Annotated in this window: 17 protein-coding genes; 10 read left to right on the forward strand and 7 right to left on the reverse strand. The window is 63.8% G+C overall.

All coding sequences use genetic code 11. The annotated features are described in order from the left end of the window. Window positions 1-36: 36 nt before the first annotated feature. Together HLH34_RS09580 and HLH34_RS09585 are read right to left on the reverse strand one after the other, a co-directional pair. The gene (locus HLH34_RS09580; RefSeq protein ID WP_183119370.1) at window positions 37-2,448 is read right to left on the reverse strand and encodes a penicillin acylase family protein; all 2,412 of its coding nucleotides are present in this window, start codon (window positions 2,446-2,448) and stop codon (window positions 37-39) included. Between the two features lie 259 nt (window positions 2,449-2,707). After that, a complete protein-coding gene (locus tag HLH34_RS09585) occupies window positions 2,708-3,178 on the reverse strand; it encodes a MarR family winged helix-turn-helix transcriptional regulator (RefSeq protein ID WP_183119371.1) in 471 nt (156 codons plus the stop codon). A gap of 63 nt (window positions 3,179-3,241) precedes the next feature. Here HLH34_RS09585 and surE point away from each other — a divergent pair, with 63 nt between their 5' ends. Continuing rightward, window positions 3,242-4,030 carry a 5'/3'-nucleotidase SurE gene (gene surE / locus HLH34_RS09590; RefSeq protein ID WP_183119372.1) on the forward strand — a complete coding sequence of 263 codons (789 nt, stop codon included), beginning with the start codon at window positions 3,242-3,244 and terminating at the stop codon, window positions 4,028-4,030. A 252-nt stretch (window positions 4,031-4,282) separates the two neighbouring features. Continuing rightward, window positions 4,283-4,819 (forward strand): isochorismatase family protein, encoded by a 537-nt coding sequence (locus HLH34_RS09595; RefSeq protein ID WP_220792113.1) that lies wholly within the window; start codon window positions 4,283-4,285, stop codon window positions 4,817-4,819. 354 nt (window positions 4,820-5,173) lie between these two features. Here HLH34_RS09595 and HLH34_RS09600 read toward each other — a convergent pair whose 3' ends face one another. Continuing rightward, a complete protein-coding gene (locus HLH34_RS09600) occupies window positions 5,174-6,454 on the reverse strand; it encodes a DEAD/DEAH box helicase (RefSeq protein ID WP_183119607.1) in 1,281 nt (426 codons plus the stop codon). A gap of 603 nt (window positions 6,455-7,057) precedes the next feature. Between HLH34_RS09600 and HLH34_RS09605 the strand changes: the two genes are divergently transcribed. Then, the gene (locus HLH34_RS09605) at window positions 7,058-8,038 is read left to right on the forward strand and encodes a DGQHR domain-containing protein (RefSeq protein WP_183119373.1); all 981 of its coding nucleotides are present in this window, start codon (window positions 7,058-7,060) and stop codon (window positions 8,036-8,038) included. Between the two features lie 79 nt (window positions 8,039-8,117). Then, on the forward strand, window positions 8,118-8,996 hold the full coding sequence (locus HLH34_RS09610) for a hypothetical protein (protein ID WP_220792114.1): 879 nt from the start codon (window positions 8,118-8,120) through the stop codon (window positions 8,994-8,996). 15 nt (window positions 8,997-9,011) lie between these two features. Here HLH34_RS09610 and HLH34_RS19170 read toward each other — a convergent pair whose 3' ends face one another. Then, window positions 9,012-9,233: a hypothetical protein gene (locus HLH34_RS19170; protein WP_220792115.1), complete on the reverse strand. Its 222-nt coding sequence runs from the start codon at window positions 9,231-9,233 to the stop codon at window positions 9,012-9,014. A gap of 64 nt (window positions 9,234-9,297) precedes the next feature. Then, window positions 9,298-10,281, reverse strand: a complete 984-nt coding sequence (ftrA, locus tag HLH34_RS09620) for a transcriptional regulator FtrA (RefSeq protein ID WP_183119375.1) — start codon at window positions 10,279-10,281, stop codon at window positions 9,298-9,300. A gap of 113 nt (window positions 10,282-10,394) precedes the next feature. Here ftrA and HLH34_RS09625 point away from each other — a divergent pair, with 113 nt between their 5' ends. After that, complete coding sequence (locus HLH34_RS09625) at window positions 10,395-11,009, forward strand: glutathione S-transferase family protein (RefSeq protein ID WP_183119376.1); 615 nt, start codon at window positions 10,395-10,397, stop codon at window positions 11,007-11,009. A gap of 207 nt (window positions 11,010-11,216) precedes the next feature. Here HLH34_RS09625 and HLH34_RS09630 read toward each other — a convergent pair whose 3' ends face one another. Beyond that, entirely contained in the window at window positions 11,217-12,035 is an 819-nt protein-coding gene (locus HLH34_RS09630; RefSeq protein ID WP_183119377.1) for an alpha/beta fold hydrolase, read from the reverse strand. A gap of 239 nt (window positions 12,036-12,274) precedes the next feature. On the opposite strand from HLH34_RS09630, the gene HLH34_RS09635 reads away from it, so the two are divergent. The 3 genes from HLH34_RS09635 (at window position 12,275) to HLH34_RS09645 (ending at window position 16,131) form a co-directional block, all read left to right on the forward strand. Then, window positions 12,275-12,622: a VanZ family protein gene (locus tag HLH34_RS09635; RefSeq protein ID WP_183119378.1), complete on the forward strand. Its 348-nt coding sequence runs from the start codon at window positions 12,275-12,277 to the stop codon at window positions 12,620-12,622. 174 nt (window positions 12,623-12,796) lie between these two features. Beyond that, window positions 12,797-13,948, forward strand: a complete 1,152-nt coding sequence (locus tag HLH34_RS09640) for an aldo/keto reductase (protein ID WP_183119379.1) — start codon at window positions 12,797-12,799, stop codon at window positions 13,946-13,948. Window positions 13,949-14,379: 431 nt separating this feature from the next. After that, on the forward strand, window positions 14,380-16,131 hold the full coding sequence (locus tag HLH34_RS09645) for a glycoside hydrolase family 13 protein (protein ID WP_220792116.1): 1,752 nt from the start codon (window positions 14,380-14,382) through the stop codon (window positions 16,129-16,131). A 161-nt stretch (window positions 16,132-16,292) separates the two neighbouring features. On the opposite strand, the gene HLH34_RS09650 is transcribed toward HLH34_RS09645, so the two are convergent. Next, entirely contained in the window at window positions 16,293-18,044 is a 1,752-nt protein-coding gene (locus HLH34_RS09650; RefSeq protein WP_220792117.1) for a DUF885 domain-containing protein, read from the reverse strand. Window positions 18,045-18,158: 114 nt separating this feature from the next. On the opposite strand from HLH34_RS09650, the gene HLH34_RS09655 reads away from it, so the two are divergent. Together HLH34_RS09655 and HLH34_RS09660 are read left to right on the forward strand one after the other, a co-directional pair. Further along, on the forward strand, window positions 18,159-18,497 hold the full coding sequence (locus HLH34_RS09655; RefSeq protein ID WP_183119381.1) for a hypothetical protein: 339 nt from the start codon (window positions 18,159-18,161) through the stop codon (window positions 18,495-18,497). Window positions 18,498-18,535: 38 nt separating this feature from the next. Then, window positions 18,536-19,255 (forward strand): Bax inhibitor-1/YccA family protein, encoded by a 720-nt coding sequence (locus HLH34_RS09660; protein WP_183119382.1) that lies wholly within the window; start codon window positions 18,536-18,538, stop codon window positions 19,253-19,255. Window positions 19,256-19,327: the final 72 nt, after the last annotated feature.

The following is a 19,327-nucleotide window of genomic DNA, read 5'->3' on the forward strand; positions in this document are numbered from 1 at the left end:
GCCAAGGGCCCTCAGGGGGCAACCCCCGTGCCGTCGTTACGGCGTCAGGGTCAGCGTCCAGTGCGCCGCGCCGGGCAGCAGGGGGTGGGGCGTGCCGGCGACCCAGGCGGACTGGCCGGCGCCGTAATAGGGGGCCAGGGGGTTGCCGGCCTGGCCCATGGGCATGTCGAACAGGCCGGCGGCTTCGTGGCCGGGGCTGACGACCAGGCGTTCGGACGCGCCGAAGCCGGGGACGGCGACGCGGGGCACCAGGGTGTCGCCGGCCTCGGGCACGTCCGGCGGATCGGTCAGCCAGCCCAGGCCGGGCACCGCGCGGGCCAGCGGGTGGTGGATGCCGACGTGGTTGACCGCGCCCCAGTCGAACCGTGCCAGACCCCCGGCGGCGGCAATGTCGTGGGTCAGCGCGTCCAGGATCGCGTCGGTGACGGCGGCCCAGTCGCGATAGGGGGGCGGGACCAGCGCCGGCGGCTGGTCGGTCAGCAGGCGTTCCACGGCCCAGCCGGCACGGGCGGGCATGCGGGGCGGCGGCCCGGACGCCGCGCCGGGCGGGTGCGGCAGCGCGCGGGCATAGGCGTCGAAGACGATGTGCAGCGCCCGCGCGCGGAAGGTGCTGACCAGCCGGTAGCCGACCGAGCCCGGGCGGGCATGTTCGCCCCAGCCGGCGACCGGCGCCCGCAGCGCCGCCAGATCCGCCCGGCCGGGCCGCGCGTCGATGGCGCGTTGCAGCAGGGCCTGCCACGGGCGCAGCACGGTGGCGTGGTCGTCGGTTTCGATCGCCAGCAGGTCGGGTTCGGCGAAGTGGTCGCGGGCGTTCAGATCGTCGCGCAGCCGGCCGGCGCGCAGTCCGTCGGCATAGCCGCCGTCGCCCAGCAGCGCCAGCGCCGGCCCGCCCACCACGCGGCCGTTGGCAGACCACAGCCGGCCGCCCGGCGGGTCGACGATTTCCGGGATCTCGGCCGCCGTCAGATAGCCGTTCCAGCCGTGGGTGCCGTCGGCCCAGGAATGCGGCAACTGGTCGTCCAGATCAATCCGTCGCGGCACCTGGCCGATGATGGTCCAGGCGATGTGCCCGGCGCTGTCGCCGACCAGCATGTTTTCCTGCGGCAGGCCGGTGCGGTGCGCGGCGTCCAGGGCGGCGCGCACGTCCGTGGCGCCTTCCAGCGCGCGCACGCCGTCATAGCGCACGGCGTTGTCGTCGGCGGCGCTCCAGCGCCACACCAGCGGGGCGCCGGCGGCGTCGTGTCCCACGACCGGGCCCCAGATGGTCTGCGCGATGTCGTCGGGCCGGCAGGCGGCGCGGATGACGCAGATCGTCTCATGCACCGTCTCGATGGCGCGGATGCCGTCGGGGGTGCGGTACCGGGTGGGGTCGCCCGGCAGCGTGTCCAGCGTGATCAGGTCGCCCGATTCGATATAGCCGTCGGTGAAGGCCCAGGCGACGTGGCCATTGCTGCCGACTACCTGGAAAGGCTGCCCGGGCAGGGTGACGCCCACAAGGTCCAGCACCGGCGGCGCGTCCGGGGCCGCGCGCACGATCTGGCGGGCGCGGTACCAGATGTTGGGTACGCCCAGGCCCAGATGCATGTCGTCGGCGACGATGGCGGCCCCGGTCGCGGTCAGCCGCCCCGACACCGCGATATTGTTCGATCCGCGTTCCGGCGCCGGGGGGGCCGCGGCGGGCGAGGTCGATGCCTGGGTCGGCGATGGGGGCGGGGTCGTCAGCCGGGCCGGCATCGGCGGGCCGTCGGCGGCCGTGCCGTCGGCCGGGGCGTCCAGCGGCGTCAGGGACGGGTCCAGGAACGCCGCCATCCCGGGCCCCCACGTCCGGCGCAGGGCGGCGCGCAGGCGCTGGGCGCCGCCGTCGGCGCTTTGCAGGTCGAAATACATCGCATAGACGACCAGCAGGGAATCCGCGTCGGTCCACGGGGCGGGCGCCGCGCGCAGCAGCGTGTATTCGAACGGTGCGTGGCCCAGCGCCTGCAGCCCGGCGTTGACGCCGGCGGTATAGGCCGACAGCAGGGCGCGGTCGGCCGGGTCCTGCCGGGCCAGCACCCGTTGGGCATGGGCGCGGAAGCGGTGCAGCCGGTGCGCGCGGTCGACCGGCAGGGCGGCGGCGCCGACCAGGGCGGACAGTTCGCCGGCGCCGACGCGGCGCAGCAGGTCCATTTCGAAAAACCGTTCCTGCCCATGCAGGAAGCCCAGCGCGCGCGCCAGGTCGGCGCGGCTGCGTGCGGTCAGCGTCGGCACGCCGTCGCGGTCGCGCGCGATCCGCACCGGGGCGGACAGACCCGCCAGGGGCCGCGTGCCCGCCAGCACCGGGCGGCTGGCGCGCAGCACCCACGCGCCATATCCCAGCCCCCCGGCCCCGGCCAGCAGCAGCACGGCCAGCCCCCCGGTCAGCACGCGCCTGATCCGGCGGCGGGGCGAAGGCGGCGCGGGTGGGGTCATGCAGCGGCTCCGGTCGGGATGGCCCAGTAAACCGGACCTTGGGAGAGGCCGCAATCGTCCGGGGGTGTTGTCGGGCGTTGCCCGAACCCACCAGGGCCTGAGGCCCTGGACCCCGATCATGGGACAGGCCGATCGGCGCGTCGTTTCATGGGCGCGGAGGTAATGCTTCTGGGGTGCCTATATCGTTTGCGAACACGGCTGATGGGGCGGGAGCGCAGAAACAGGTAAGAATCCATTTCCTTTTTCCACGTGCTATCACTCACGCTTTCAGGTCGGCCTGACGATCCGGGTCGTCCGCCCCTGGCGCGGCAAGCCGTTCCAGCAATTGTCCTGCTTGTATAAGGAGCTTGCTCTCCTCATACGTGAGTTGCCTCGCGATCGCGTCGGCAAGCCATGCATCCCGTCGATGACGACTTTCCATCAGGATCGCGTCACCGGTTGCCGTCAGGACAAGCCGGGTCACACGCCGGTCGATCCCATCCGGGTGACGCGCGACCAGACCGGATGTTTCCAGATCCCGTAATACCGCCGCAACCTGGGATGACCGCATATCCTCCATGCGGGCGATGGCCGAGGGCGTCGCCGCGTTGCCGAGGCGGTCGATCGCGCTGATCACCAGCATGCGTGTCCAGGATTCCGGATCGTTGCGGGCCTCCTGGCGCAGACGACGCGCAAGCCGGGTCAACTGCGCACGCAGCCGGCTGATTTCAGGGGAAACGATGGCTCTCATATTTGCTACTTTATATTAGCTATGAATTGATAGCAATATGGAGCGAACGGCAAGGAGCCCTCCATGACCGAACCACTTTTCTCCCGTGTGCTGCTGACCAATGACGATGGAATCGATGCCCCCGGCCTGGCGGTCCTCGAAGACGTTGCAAGGCAACTGGCCCATGAAGTCTGGGTTGTGGCCCCCGTGCATGACCAGAGCGGCACGTCGCATTCCATCAGTCTGCATGATCCGCTGCGGATCAGCCGTCCTGGTGAACGCCGCTTCGCAGTCGGTGGCACGCCAGGCGACTGCGTGGCGATCGGTGTCCGACACCTGCTGGCCGATATGCCACCGGATATCATTCTGTCAGGCATCAATCGCGGCGCGAACCTGGGTACGGAAACGGTCTTCTCCGGCACGGTCGGCGCCGCCATGACGGGTATGCTGCTGGGTGTTCCTTCCATTGCGCTCAGTCAGGCGTTCACGGATCGTGCCAACGTGCGGTGGGAGACGGCCCGGACGCTGGCGCCCGACGTGATCCGCCGTCTGGCCGGACTGGCCTGGTCTCGCGACGCCTGCCTGAATGTGAACTTCCCCGATTGTCCTCCGGAGCAGGCAGGTCCTCTCGTGCTGACCCGGCAGGGCCGAGGTCTGCTGGACGGGATCGGCGTCACGACCCGCGAGGATCCGCGCGGCCTGAACTATCACTGGCTGGAACTCCGGCGTTCGAAAAAGCAGGATGATGCCGGAACGGAAACGGCGGCACTTGCGGCGGCCCATATCAGTGTCACGCCGCTTCGTTTCGAGCGGACACATGATGGCGTGTGGGAAAGCCTGAGACAGCAGATGGATCCGCCTGGCGGAAGGTAGCGGGGGCATGGCGTGTTGCAGATGAGGCGGCAGTTCGGTTCGGTTGCGACGCTCATCGTACCGGCGGTTCTGGCGGGTAAGCTGACTGTCGGGCTTCCGTTTGTCGACCTGTACCGGACCAGCGTCTGAGCGAAAGCTGCGCGCAGGTCCCGTGGTGCGGGCAATTAAATCGCCCTGATCCCATTTCCGCTATCCGAATGAGGGTGCTACGGTCGTTTCACGACACCCGGCGTGAGAACAGGAAAGGCCATCATGAAGGCTCTGGCTATCATCGACATGCAGATGGACATGCAGCATCGAATCGAGGCCGGGCGAGACCACGTCAACCCTGCGTCTCCGGTTCGAATTGCCGAACTTGCGGCTGCCTTCCGCCGGAAGGGGCTGCCTGTCCTTCACATCCGGCATGCTGACGAAAACCGTGCGTCGCCACTTCATCCCGAAGCCGCAGGATACAGGCCGATGCCATGCGCCGAAGCGCTTGAAAACGAGCCTGTTTTCGTAAAAAGGACGTCATCGGGTTTTGCATCTACAGATCTGGCCGTTTATCTGCGCGACAAAGGCATCGACGACCTTTTCGTGACCGGGGCCGTCGCGGGGTTCTGCGTCAATTCGACCGTTCGGGCGGGTGCTGATCTCGGCTTTAACATGACGGTCGTGCGCGACGCCGTACTCGGTTTCGACATGCCCTCGGCTCACCTGTCTGCCCGCACCATCTTTGATGTGACAATGGCGCTGCTCGAAGCCGACTTCGCGAAAGTGGTGGATTCCACAGCCGTTCTGCCTGATTAGCCGAAGCGGCCGGTTCTGGCGCGGCGAAGCGGATAATGCCAGGTCCAGGTCATTTTCCGGATGACCGCTTCATGGATCGCGTCACGATGCTCTGCATGACCGGGATGAAGGCGAAAGCCGCCTGTCCGCTCATCGCGATAAGCTGACAGGTCGTTCAGGCCGGGGGAGCGGCTGGTCTGCTTTTAGTCGTAAACTGTGCCAATCGGATATTCACACGTGTGAATCGACCGTCCGGTGCGCGCGCATTCCGGCCATCGGCCGCGTGCATCCAGCCTCCTCCAGGCAGGCATTATGCACACCGGCGGAGGGCAAAGACCCTTCGTGACCCGTCCGCCAGCGTAATCAGACTTTCTCTCAAGCCGTCCTGGCTGCTGTCCGTGCGGCCTGCTTCTCTTCCTCGGTCCAGATTTTGCGTTCGCGCTTCTTCTGCGGCTTGATTTCCTTGGCCGGCGCACCGCCCAGCACGGGTGGGCGCATGGTCGAGTTCCGCGCCGCTTCCGAATGCCACTGATGATCGTCCTGAACGATCAGGGCGCGACCGATTTCGCGCTCGACATCACGCAGCCAGGCGCGCTGCTCGGCATCGCAGAGCGTGATGGCGAAGCCGTTGCGCCCGGCGCGGCCGGTGCGGCCTATGCGATGGACATAGCTTTCCGGCAGGCTCGGCAGGTCATGGTTGAAAACATGCGTCACCGTATCGACGTCGATGCCGCGCGCTGCGATATCCGTCGCCACCAGAACCTGCGCGGTTCCGGAGCGGAAGGCGTCCAGCGCGCGCTCCCGCTGGCCCTGCGATTTGTTGCCGTGCAGGGCCTCGGCCGTGATGCCCGCCTCGGTGATGAAGGCACAGACTTCGTTGGCAATGTTCTTCTGCAGCGTGAAGACCACGGCCTGGCCGATCCCCGGCGTCTGCAGCAACGCCAGGAGCGCCGCCTTCTTGTCGGCCGCATCGACGAACATGACCGACTGTTCGATCCGGTCGACGGTGGTCGAGGGCGGGGCGATTTCGACCTTCGCCGGATCGCGCAGGAGGCTCTCGGCCAGCGCGGTGATGGATTTCGGCATCGTTGCCGAAAACAGCAATGTATGCCGGTCCTTCGGGAGCGTCGCGACGATACGCTCGATCGGCTTGGCGAAGCCCATGTCGAGCATCTGGTCGGCCTCATCCAGCACCAGCGCCTCGAGCTGCGACAGGTCGCACAGGCCCTGGTTGATCAGGTCCAGCAACCGCCCCGGCGCGGCCACGATGATGTCCACACCATTTTTGAGCGCGTTCACCTGATGGAGCTGACTGACGCCGCCGAAAATCGTTGTCACGCTGGGCTGCAGATGGCGACCGAAGCTATTGAAGCCGTCGGCGATCTGAGAGACCAGTTCGCGCGTGGGCGCGAGGACCAGGACGCGGGCGCCGCCCTTGGGCGCCGGGCGGGGGGACGTGGCAAGGCGATGCAGCAGCGGCAGTGCGAAAGCGGCGGTCTTGCCTGTGCCGGTCTGGGCCATGCCCAGCAGGTCGCGGCCTTCCAGCAGCATCGGGATCGATTGGGCCTGGATGGGGGTAGGGGTGGCGTACCCTTCCTCGGCCAGTGCGCCCAGCAGGGTCGGCGCCAGGGAGAGATCGGCGAACGTCATGGACATGGTCAAGCGGCGCCTCCGGCGCTCAGTAAGGCTGCGCCTGTTCGGGCTTCGCTGGTTCGGAACGCGGAGTTTTACGGGCGATGCTGCATCGCGTCAACGCGGAGAGGAGGGGCGCGCGGTGGTTTTTCCTCCACCCGCGCCCGTCGCAGACCCTGCCCGCCGAACCGCCGCGCCCACCGTCGGCGCAGTGTCATCGAACGCATGTTCGGCCGTATGAAGGACTGGCAGCGGACTGCCATATGCCACGGCCGGGGGGTGGAATATCGGATTCGCCAACAAAGCATGAATAGAAGACGAAATTAAATATCCACTGATATTTCATCAACGCTTAATTGATAATTTTTTGTATTTTCATATTAGCTATAATGATACTGTAAATAATGTAATGAGCCTACATGAATCAGACTGCAACATCGCTGCGTCATAGCGGAAATGGTATGCAAATAATCCTCCAAGGAAATGCCAAATTGAGTGGAGGCTGGTGAACTTGTGTCATTACCCATGGTCGTCGCCAGCAGCAATGTTGCAAATCGCGGATAAAATAGGTTAAAGACACTTGATTCAACGAAACGGAACACCTTAGCCAAATTGAATGGGATTTTGATGGCAACGGACGATGAGGATCAGTATCTTAGCTATACTGCGAGCTTGATAACTCAGGGCAAACACCGCTTCTATACGCTTACAATCCCGTCAGACGTGCTCGCTCGAACCTGCTTCGTAATTGATCGCGACGAAGATCCAGTAGAAGGTTTTCAGCGCCTTCTAAACAAAGACCGAGCGCAAGAAATTGCGGATTACATCGATGCTGGATTTGGTACGATCCCGACATCGATAGTTTTGTCAGCTCAGGACATTGCTGAGTTCACGTATAGCAGTGCCAAGCGGACAGTCCGCTTCCGATATAATCCGAAAGCATTCCTCATCCTGGACGGTCAGCATAGAATATATGGATTTCATTTAGCCAAGTCAGAATTACGTGTTCCCGTAGTTATTTACAATGATCTGGCTCGAAGGGATGAGTCTCGGCTTTTTATAGATATAAATACGAAACAACGAGCCGTTCCAAATGAACTCCTCCTAGATATAAGGAAAATTGCCGACTACCGGAACGATGTTGAAAGTCGTCTTGGAGATATCTTTGACCTATTTGCTTCTGAACCCACTAGTCCACTACTTGGGTCGATGTCAGCTTCTAGGCGGCGGAAAGATTATATCTCTCGTGTGACGTTCAATTCGGCGACGAAACCTATCTTATCTCTTTTTGGTGATGCAGATATTCAAGATATTTACCAAATACTTTCTGCTTATCTGACATCTTTTTTGAGTACGGCGAAACAAAGTAAATTGGAAATTAATATCACTGCGCCGATAGTGTTTAGGGCGTTAATGTCTATTTTCCCAGAAATCGCGCAACGAGTACGTGACAAGCATGGCGTCGTATATACGACGGACAATTTTGCCGAAGTTATCGCCTCTATGTTGAAGAACGTGAAACACTCGTCAGTTAAAAATGTTGGAAACAGTGTAACTTCTTACGCAAAAGTTTTTACTGACGCTATGAAAACAAAGTCGATCTTCTAATATGACGAGCGTTGTTGAGGCATGTCGACTGATGTGGGTTCCTGGAATCGACAGACTAGACGGAAAGCCTAGCTATAACATGCACGGCTGGCTAACCACGGAAAACTTCGCACCAACAATCACTGACGGAATTATTGAACTTCAAGGAGTGGATCCTAAAATTCTACTACAGGCATTTGCTGGAGATCTGAATAGAGTTGCTTTGGCCGGGAGCGAAAGTCTTAATAATATTGTTAATATTCCGACAATACCAAAATCACTTGGCTGGCCTTATGTAAAACTTTATTACAGTGCCTTCTTTTATGCCCATGCCATATTACGCGCTTGGGGCCGCTCCCCTAGCTATCTTCGAACATCAGATCTAATAAGGGTAAAACAAGTCTTCCAATTATATACTCTCTCCCCTCCCTTTAAACTTCAGACTGGACAATATCTCTTATCCGCCGGCTCTAATGCCGATTCGCTCTTTATTGCCCCTATGAATAGTGGAGGCGGGACACACGAAGCTATTTGGCGTATTTTTCAAACCGAATTGAGTGACTTGCAAAGTCGTGTTATCGCTGCACCTTACACATCGTCTGATAAGGGCGCCATAAGTGGAGCCCTGAATTCGGCTGTTAATCTATTAACAAACCATGGAGCAAATACGGCTTGGCCGTCAGCGATGCGAAACGATATCCAATATCGCCAGACAGAGGGGCTTTGGTTTCCGTATACCGGACGTAAAAAGACTGTTGATTTTGCTCGCCATGTTACAGATATTTTGTGCGACACCAAGAAAACCGAGGACGTTCTTGCGTGCCAAAATGATAATTTGAGCCGGTTCCAAGCAGCCTGCTCGTTCGTGGTCGTTCTGGCGCGTCAGATGCTTTCAGACTTGTCGCAGGTGGGGGGCGCCAAAAGCTTCCTGAAATTTGGGCAGTCCGACTTCGAGCGGAGCTTGACGACGAATACCTAAGAATATCCGTTGTGATCAAGCGGATTTTGATGTCCAGAGGCGATCGTCCCGGAGGAGGGCGTTGGTGAGCACGATGAGCTTTCGCATGATCGCAGTGATGGCGATCTTGGCGTGTTTTCTCTTATCTCTGAGGCATGCGAATATCGGATTCTCCGAGGGTTTGTCGCCCCCCGGGAGACCGGCGGGGCAGGGCGGCTTGGTGGTCCAGGCGGACACGCCGTTCATCACCGCCGTCATGCGAAAGGATGTCGTTCTTGCCAAAGTCCTTTCCCTGTCCGGGATGGTTGATAGCGGACGGCCGCTATTCGCGGATCGTATCCTCGCGGCGGGTGGCGAACTGAAGCCGATAGGCCGTTGGCGTCACCCCGGTGACCGCACGGAAATGCTGCCGCAGATTGGCGGCCGTGCCGAAGCCCGCCCGGAGCGCGATCGCCTCGATCGACAGGGTCGTCTCTTCCAGCAGTTCTTCCGCAAGCCTCAGGCGCTGGCGCAGCAGCCACGTACCGGGCGCCAGTCCGGTCGCGTCGCGGATGTGGCGATGCAGGCTTCTGACGCTGACATGCATCACGGCCGCCATGCGCTCCATCGTCCATCGCTCGGCCAGGCGGCCGCGCAGGGCGTCGAGCAGGCGGGAGAGCCGGTCGCCCGCGGGCGGAGGCACCGCGCGTTCGATGAACTGCGACTGGCCGCCGCCGCGGTGCGCCGCCACCACCAGCCGCCGCGCCACCAGATTTGCGGCTTTGGTGCCGAAATCCTTGCGGACGACATGGATGCATAAATCGAGACCTGCGGCGCTGCCGGCCGATGTCAGGATGTTGTCGCTTTCGACATACAACGCGCCCGCATCGACGCTGATCGCCGGATAGGCGGCCGCGAGAGCGGCGGCATGGTGCCAATGGGTCGTCGCCCGTTTCCCGTCCAGGAGGCCGGCCTGCGCCAGCACGAACGCGCCCCCGCAGATCGAGACGATGCGGCGGCCGGACCGGTTCGCCGCGCGCAAGGCGTGCAGCAGGGGCGCGGGCGCGGCTTCGGCGGGGCCGCGCCAGCCGGGGATCACGATCGTATCGGCCGTCTGGAGCAAGGAGAGATCGCCATCGGCGGTGATGGTCATGCCGCCCTGCCCGTGCAGGGGGCCGGGTTCGGCGGCGACGATCGCGCAGCGATACCAGCCCGCACCCATTTCAGGGCGCGACAGGCCGAAAACTTCAAAGGCGCAGCCGAACTCGAACAGGCACAGACGGTCGTAGACCAGAAGGGCGACGAGGGGCGCGGTCGTCTTTGACATGATCCTTGCGATAGGTGTCCGATCGGACAATGGCAAGCCCCTCTGCGCCCTGTCTAATCTGTCGGGAACGGGCCCGGTCGCGATGCCGGCCGGCAACAGAGGCGGTTCATGCGATGAAACTGGTTGGCATGCTCGATTCACCCTATGTGCGGCGCGTCGCGATCTCGCTCGACCTGCTCGGGATCCCCTTCACCCACGAACCTCTGTCCGTATTCGCCGGGTTCGACGCGTTCCGGGCGATCAATCCGGTCGTCAAGGCGCCCACCCTGGTCACGGATGATGGGGTCGTGCTGATGGACTCCGGGCTGATCCTCGAATACGCCGCACGGCGCGCGCCGGGCGGGCGGCGGCTGCAGCCGGAAAGCATGGGGGATTTCGCACGGGTGCAACGCCTGACCGGCCTCGCGCTCGCGGCCTGCGAGAAGACCGTGCAGATCGTCTATGAGCACAGCCTTCGCCCGGCGGGGAAACGGCATCAGCCCTGGCTGGAGCGCGTGACCGGGCAGTTGCGGCAGGCCTGTCGCCTGCTGGAGGAGGAAATCGGGCCTGCCGATCCCTGGCTTTTCGGCATCCATCCGGTGCAGGCCGATATCACGATCGCGGTGGCCTGTCGCTTTACGCAGGACATGCTGCCCCAGGTCATGGAATCGCAAACCTTCCCGCGTCTTGCGGCATTTTCGGTGCGGGCCGAGGCGACGGATGCGTTCGCGGCCTATCCCTGTTCCTGATTCCGGCCCGAAAATGCCGGCCGACGCCCAACGGCGCGAGGAACGCGGCGTCGATGCGGCGCTGCGCGTATCAAAGGAAGGTCGGGCGCTGCCCGAACCCGGCAAGGGCCGAGGCCCTTGCATCCCATTCGTCTTAAAAATCCTGGGTATCCAAAGGGCTTGGCCCTTTGGTGGGTCAAGGGCAACGCCCTTGCCTTCCTCCCTTGCTCACCCCCGCAGGAAGGCCAGCAGATCGGCGTTGACCTGATCCTTGTGGGTGAGGGGGAAGCCGTGCGGCGCGCCGGGATAGAGCTTGAGCGTCGCACCCGGGATCATCTCGGCGGCCAGCTTGCCGGTGGCTTCGAACGGCACCACCTGGTCGTCGTCGCCGTGCAGCACCAGGGTGGGCACGTCGATTTTCGCCATGTCGGGGCGGAAATCGGTTTCGGAAAAGGCGGTGACGCAGTCGATCGTGCCCTTGATCGAGGCCGTCAGGGCGATCTGCAGCGTCTGGTCGAACACCGCCTGCGACACCGCCGTGCCGTGGTTGGTGCCGTAGAAGATGGGGCTGAAATCGGCCAGGAACTGCGCGCGGTCGGCCAGCAGCCCGGCGCGGATGCCGTCGAACACCGCGCGGTCGGGGCCGGCGGGGTGGTCCGGCGTCTTGACGAACAGCGGCGTCACCGCGCCCAGCAGCGCCAGCCCGGCCACGCGGCCGCTGCCGTGGCGGGCGATGTAGCGCACGATGTCGCCGCCGCCCATCGAAAACCCGACCAGCACCACGTTTTCAAGGTCCAGCCGTTCGATCAACTCGCTGATGTCGTCGGCGAAGGTATCGTAATCGTAGCCGTTCCAGGGCTGGGCGGAACGGCCGAAGCCGCGCCGGTCGAACGCGATGGCACGATAGCCGTGCTGCGCCAGGAACAGCATCTGATAGTCCCACATATCCGCGCTGAGCGGCCATCCGTGGCTGAACAGGACGGGCTGGCCGGTGCCCCAGTCCTTGTAATAGAGGTCGGTGCCGTCGCGGGTCGTGATCGTGGGCATGGGGCTCTCCTTCGTGAGGTAGGTGGGACGGGTGCCCGTCGGGGAACCGCGTCGTCGTTGACCGGACAGTAGGCGCCGCCTGGAAACGCATAAATAGAAACAAATGAAATATATCGTTTCCTTATTTTGATTTTTGGGGCGGGATGGAGCGCCCCCGGATCGCCGGAAACCATGCTAATCTGGTTCGTTGACACCTGATCCGAACCATCGGGCTCTTAAAAGTGAGGTGCGGGACGCAAATGAGACGATTGTGCCAGATTGCCGCCGTGGGGTTGACGCTGTTTATCGTGTTCGTGACGCTCGGCCCGTTGAGGGACCGGCCGCAGACCGGGCACCCGCAGGGCGAACGGTTTGCCGCCTATTTCATTCTCGGCGCCGTCTTTGCCGTTGCCTACCCGCGACATCGGGGCTGGATCGCGGCGGGGGTCGTGGTGGGGAGCATCGCGCTGGAACTGGGCCAGCTTGCCATCCCCGGCCGGGATGCCGGCCTGCCCGACGCCGCCGTCAAGGCCCTGGGCGGGATGATGGGAACGGCGCTGATTTCGGCATCGGCCTATACCCTGCGCGTGGCCCGCAGCCGGGCCTGATGCACGGTATCGTGAGGTAATCGGCGGCCGGCAATCCGGTCCGGCGGCTGGATTCCGGCATTTCGGCGCGGCAGACTGGCGCTTTCGGCAGACGGGCCGCGTTGCACGCGGCGGGAACCGGCGTGCCGCGCGATCGCTGCCGATCTGTCCGACCACCAGCCGAGGGAACCGATCATGCCGACAAGACGGGATATGCTTGCCCTTTCCACCATGGGCGCCGCCGCGTTGCTGGCGCGGCAGGCCCATGCCCAGGACGCGGGCCATGCGGGCGACGTCATGCCCACGCTGGGTCATGTGACGGGCACGACCCTGCCGGCCAACGCGCCCCGGCCGGGCCAGCGCTTTCGTCCGCCGACGCGGATCGGCCTGGGCGGGGTGCCTATCGGCAACGGCTTCGCCGCGTGCACCGACGCGGATGCCGAAGCGGCATTGGAGGCCGCGTGGGCGGCCGGCGTCCGCTATTTCGACACCTCGCCCTGGTATGGGCTGGGCCTGAGCGAGCGCCGCTTCGGCCATTTCCTGCACACCCGCCCGCGCGACGAATTCGTGCTGTCCACCAAGGTCGGCCGGCTGCTGACGGCGACCACGCATCCGCCGGCGGTGAAACTGTGGAACGACCCGTCGCCCTTCGCCTATCGCTACGACTATACGGCGGACGGCGTGCGGCGCTCGATCGAGGACAGCCTGCAACGGCTGGGCATTTCGCGCCTGGACATCGTGTACATCCACGACATCTCGCCCGACAACGGCGACATGGGCGCGCGCTGGACGGAGTATTTCGACGTCGCCGCCAAGGGCGCCATGCCGGCGCTGACCCGCATGCGCGAGGAAGGGATCATCAAGGCCTGGGGGTTCGGCGTGAACACCCCCCAGCCGGCCCTGAAGGCGATCGAGGCCGGCGACCCCGACATTTTCCTGCTGGCCACGCAATATTCGCTGCTGCGCCATGACGAGGCGCTGGACCATACGCTGCCGGCGCTGGCCCGGCGCGGGATCTCGGCCGTGGTGGGGGCGCCGTTGAACGCGGGCTATCTGGCCGGGCGCGACCGCTACGATTATCGCGGCACCATCCCCGAGGGCATGCCCCGCAAGCGCGCCCGTATCAGCGCCATTGCGGCCCGCCACGGCATCGACCTGCGCACGGCCGCCCTGCAATTCGCCGCAGCACACCCCACGGTCGCCGCCATCGTCCCCGGCGCGCGCAACGCCGCCCAGATGCAGGCCAACGCCCGGTCGATGGAGGTGGCGATTCCGCCGGAATTCTGGGCTGCCCTGAAACAGGAAAAACTGATCGCGGCGAACGCGCCGACGCCCGCCACGGTATAGCGGCCGCCCTCGGGGCGCGGCCCTGAACCCCACCCGTCCTTCCTTCCTTCCTTCTTTCCTTCCTTCGGCGCCTGGTTCCGCCTCAGGCGCTGTCGCGGGCTACCGGCTGGACGTCAGGCCTTTTCGCCGGCGATCTGCTTCCTCGCAGCCAGCGCGCCGCACGGGCCAGGATCCATAACTTATTCCTATATCGTCACAGCGCGACGTTGGAATTGACACAGAGCTGCACTTATCAAATTGTTTTGATATCGATAGGTTGCCTTCGTCGCACACGAAGTTGCCAAGGGTGTCGCCGGCGCTGCGGGAGATGAGTCATGACCTCCGCGATAGACCCTCGCGCCGGCCCCCGTCGTGGGCGCCCGGCCTTTTTCCGGTGTCGGACCGGCAAAGAAAATTTTTCCAATGTCCTTTGAAAATCGAGAGAGATACAGATGCTGAAGCGAAGAAGTCTGCTGGGCGGTGCAGCAGCTGGCGCCGGCATGATCATGATCGGCCGATCGGGCGCGGCGTCCGATGTCCGACCGGACGGGGCGCGCGCCTGGTGGAAGGAAGCCGTCATTTACGAGATCTATCCGCGCTCGTTCAAGGACCAGAACGGCGACGGAATCGGAGATATTCCCGGAATTATCGACAAATTGCCCTATATCCGCGACCTCGGGGCCGACACCATCTGGCTTGCGCCGATCTTTCAGTCGCCCAATCGCGATAACGGCTACGATATCAGCGACTACAAGGCGATTATGCCCGAGTTCGGGACGATGAGCGATTTCGACAGGCTGATGGCCAGGGCGTCCGCGCTGGGCATTCGCATCATCCTCGACCTTGTCGTCAATCATACGAGCGACCAGCACCCCTGGTTTCAGAAAAGCCGCGCGTCCAAGGACAGCCCCTATCGGGATTATTACATCTGGCGTGACTCGGCGCATGGCCATCCGCCCAATAACTGGCCCTCGGCCTGGGGCGGCAGCGCCTGGACGTTCGAGCAGTCGGCCGGCAGCAGCTATCTGCATCTCTTTTCCCGGTATCAGCCCGACCTGAACTGGGACAATCCCGCCGTTCGTGAGGAGGTGTTCTCCATCATGAAATTCTGGCTGGACAAGGGCGTTTCCGGATTCCGGATGGACGCCATCACCATGATCTCCAAAATGCCGTCCTTCCGGGACATGAGCCCGGAAGAGCTGAAGGCGCCGGAATACGTCTATGCGGCGGGCCCGCATCTGCATGACTATCTGCGCGAAATGAACGACCGCGTCCTGTCACATTACGATGTCATGACCGTGGGCGAAGCGTACGGCATGCGTGCGCAGGACATTCCGCTTTTCACGGATAGCGCGCGCCGGGAACTCGACATGGTTTTCGCCTTCGACATCGTCCATGTCGACAGGCAGGGCTGGCGCAAGGTCGCCTGGCCGTTGTCCAAGCTCAAGGAAATCTACGCTGCCGCAGGGCGGCCGAGCTCGCCGGACTCGTGGAATACCGTCTTCCTCGACAATCATGACCAGCCACGTGCCGTTTCGCGCTTTGGAAATGATACGCCGCCCTTCCGCGAGGCCTCGGCCAAGGCGATCGCGACCATGCTTCTGACCCAGTGCGGAACGCCCTTCATCTATCAGGGTGAAGAACTGGGAATGACGAACCTTCCGTTCGACGGCCTTGACGATTTCGAGGACGTTCAGGTCCCTATCGAGTGGGATGCCAAGGTGAAGCGCCAGGGCGTGGACCCGGAAGCGTTTTTCGAAAGCCTGAAAGGGCTGGGGCGCGACAATGCCCGCAGCCCCATGCAGTGGGATACGACGAGGAATGCCGGATTTACCACGGCGCATAAGCCCTGGTACCGCGTGAATCCCAACTACACCGAAATCAACGCGCAGGATTGCCTGCAGAAGCCCGATTCGGTGTACCATCATTTCCGGGATCTCATTGCGGTGCGGCGCAAATATCCGGCATTGGTCCATGGCGCCTACCAGGATCTGGACCCGAATCACTCCGCCGTCTTTTTCTACTCCAGGCAGCTCGACAAGAGTAAGGTGCTCGTTCTGATCAATATGTCGGATCGGGGCTTTACGTATGAATCGCCCCTTCTGGCCACGGCGTCGCTTGTGATTTCCAATATGAAGCACCACGGCGTGGCGAAGGGGGTGACATGGCTGGAACCCTGGGAGGCGCGGGTCTATGCGGCCTGACCCCGGCTTGCCCGAAATATAAGAGGCTGGTTTAAAATTCGCCTGTTGGCGATCCGGCGTGTGTGTCCTGGGCTTCGGTGCTCACGGCCGTAAGGGCCGCTCCGCTCCGATACCCGGAAACACACGCCGGGCGTGCCGCGGCGCGGCACTCGGCCGATGGCTTACAGCATGGGCGCGTCCTGCCCCGTCATTTCGCGGCGGATGATCTTCATGGGCACAAGGCCCGCGCCCAGCAGGCTGTCGTGGAATTTTTCAAGCGAGAACGCCTTGCCCTGCGCCTTGGTCATGTCGTCGCGCAGATGCAGGATCATCAGCTTGCCCAGCAGGTAGGAATAGTACCCCGGGTCGGCCGTGCCGCGGCGGGCTTCCTTGTAGGCCATGACCGAGGACTGGTAGCATTCGCGCTGCATCATCCGCGTGGCGTCCGCAAGCGTCATGCCCTGCGTGTGCATGCCGAAGGCGGCCAGGAAACGGCAGTCGCGCAGCAGGGCGTCCTGCAACTGGGCCAGGTGCAGGCTGGCGTCCTGCCGGTGGTAGCCCTGTTCGACCATCATCTGTTCGGTGTAATGCGCCCATCCCTCGGTGGTGGCGTAGGACTGGCCGCTTTTGCGCGTCAGGGACCATGCGGGGTTGGTGCGCAGGTACAGGCCCTGCACGAAATGGCCGGGCATGGCTTCATGCACTGTGATGTTGAGCATGGAGGGCGTGTTGTCGTCTTCCAGCGATTCCTCGGCCCTGGCGGGGCTCAGCTTCGGGTCGATGGGCGTGACGTAATAATAGGAGGTGGTGGCCTTCGTCTCGAACGGGCCGGGCCAGTCGGTCGCCGCCGTGATCAGCGACCGCTCGAAACCCGGGGTGTCGGTCACCACAGGCAGCGTCTCGTTGGGCAGGGTCACCAGATGGCGCGACCGCACGAAGCCCTGGGCGTCGGTCAACTGGTCGCGCACCAGCCGGTTCAGCGCGTCGGCGGCGGCATGGTTCTTGCGGATTTCGGACAGCGCCTGGTCGGGGTGGGCGGGGTCGATCGCGCGTTCGGCGGTGTGGAACGCGGCCTGATCGCGCTTGAGCTGCGCGCGGCCGGCCGCGACGATGGTGTCGAGGGGGGCGTCCACCAGATCGGTCGCGAGCATGGCGCGGATGGTGTCGGCGCCGAGCACGAACGTGCCGCCGGGCGCGATGCCGTCCAGCGCGGTGCGGAATTTCGCGAGGGCGGCCAGCGTGGTTCCGGTGCGCGCCTTGAGCTGGGCCTGAAGTGCCCGGTCCTTCACCCCGGCGAAGGCGGCGGGGACGTTGTCGCGCACGAAGACGATCGCCCCGTCCAGATCTTCCTTCGAGATTTCGAGGAAGATGGCCGGCACCTGCGCCAGTTGCCGTTCGCCGGTGGCCAGCATCGCCGGGATCAGCGCCTCGCGCGCGATGACGTCCTTCATGCGGACGGCAGGCGGCGCGAAATCGCGGTCGATGAGGCCGTACAGCGCGTTTGTGGCCAGGCCGACATACAGGTCGGGGTTGTGCCGGAAGGACTGGACCCGTTCGTTTTCGATCAGTTCCCGGTCGATGTCCGCGACCAGGATATCGCGGTCGTCCTGCCGGCGCTGCGGCAGGGCGGACACATCCAGCGCGGCCAGCGCGTCGCGTTCGCGGTGCAGGCGCGCCGTCTGGGCGGCGATGGCCGGGGCCGAGACGTCGTCCAGGCGACCGTCCGTCGCGTGAATGCCCAGCAGGGTGGACCCGACCGGGCTGGCCGCCCATTCGGCTTCGAAATGGGATTTTTCCAGCGCGTCCAGGGCCGGGGCGGCATGCGCCGCCGTCGTGGCCAGCAGGGCGGTGAAGGCGAGGAGGAGGCGGCGGCTTCCGCGCGGCAGGATGGTTTTCATATCGCCGACGATATGGGGGCCGGATGCGGTTGGCAACGCGCGCCCCCCGTCTTGCAGGGCGCCTGCGGCATGCACATGTCGTCTCTGCCGGGGAAGGGATGGCGGGTCACATGACCCGCGAACCGCCCTGGCAAGCGAGGAGCCGGACTCATGGATGTCCACGGTTTCGACGAAGGTTCGCACTACGACAGCGAACGCGAGAGGCGGGTCGAACTTCTGATCCGGCGCCTGCCCGCAGGACTGCAGCCGGCCGTGCGCTGGCTGCGCCAGCCGGTGGCGCGCTGGGTGCGCATTCCCGCGGGCATCCTGCTGATCGCGGGCAGCGTGTTTTTCCTGCTGCCGGTTTTCGGGTTGTGGATGCTGCCGCTGGGGGTGCTGCTTCTGGCGGAGGATCTGCCGCCCGTGCGGCGCCTGACCGGCCGGCTTCTGCGCTGGATCGAAGCGCGTCATCCGAACTGGATGGGCCTGTCGCCGACCTCCACTCACTGAACTCCCGGAAAGGGAACTCCCGGAAAGGGAGATGTGTCATGGCCTTCAATGCCTATCCGGGGCCGTCGTTCCGGCCCGCCGGGGTTGCCGTCCCGTTCGACGCGGGCCTGCGCCGCTATATGCTGTCGGTCTACAACTACATGTCGGCGGGGCTGGTCCTGACGGGCCTTGTCGCCTATTTCGCCGTCGCGACGGGCTTCTACCAGCAGATCGTCTCCACGCCGTGGATGTGGCTGGTGATGCTGTCGCCCCTGGCGGCGGTGCTGTTCCTCAGCTTTCGCATCGACAAGATGAGCCTGGGCACCGCGCAGGCGGTCTTCTGGGGGTTCGCGGCGATCATGGGGCTGTCGCTGGCCGGGATTTTCCTGGTCTATACCGGCACCAGCATCGCGCGGGTCTTCTTCATCACCGCCGGCACCTTCGCGGCCATGAGCCTGTATGGCTATCGCACGAAGCGGGACCTGACCGCCGTCGGCGCGTTCATGATCATGGGGCTGATCGGGCTGATCCTGGCCAGCCTGGTCAATCTGTTCCTGGGATCGAGCATGCTGCAGTTCGTGATCTCGGTGGTGGGCGTGCTGGTGTTCACGGGCCTGACGGCGTTCGACACGCAGCGGATCAAGCAGGTCTACCTGACCGTCGGCGCGGCCGGAGACCTGGCGAAGGCGGCGCTGATGGGCGCGCTTTCGCTGTATCTCGACTTCATCAACCTGTTTGTCATGCTGCTCAGCCTGACGGGCAACCGGCGTCAGTCGTAGGAGATCAGGGGGAACGCGTTCCGGCCGGGATCGGGTACTTTCCGCCCCGATGCGGGTTGAAGATCTGCTGCG

It is taken from the genome of Gluconacetobacter azotocaptans (assembly GCF_014174355.1).
In the GTDB taxonomy this organism is placed as follows: Bacteria; Pseudomonadota; Alphaproteobacteria; order Acetobacterales; family Acetobacteraceae; genus Gluconacetobacter; species Gluconacetobacter azotocaptans.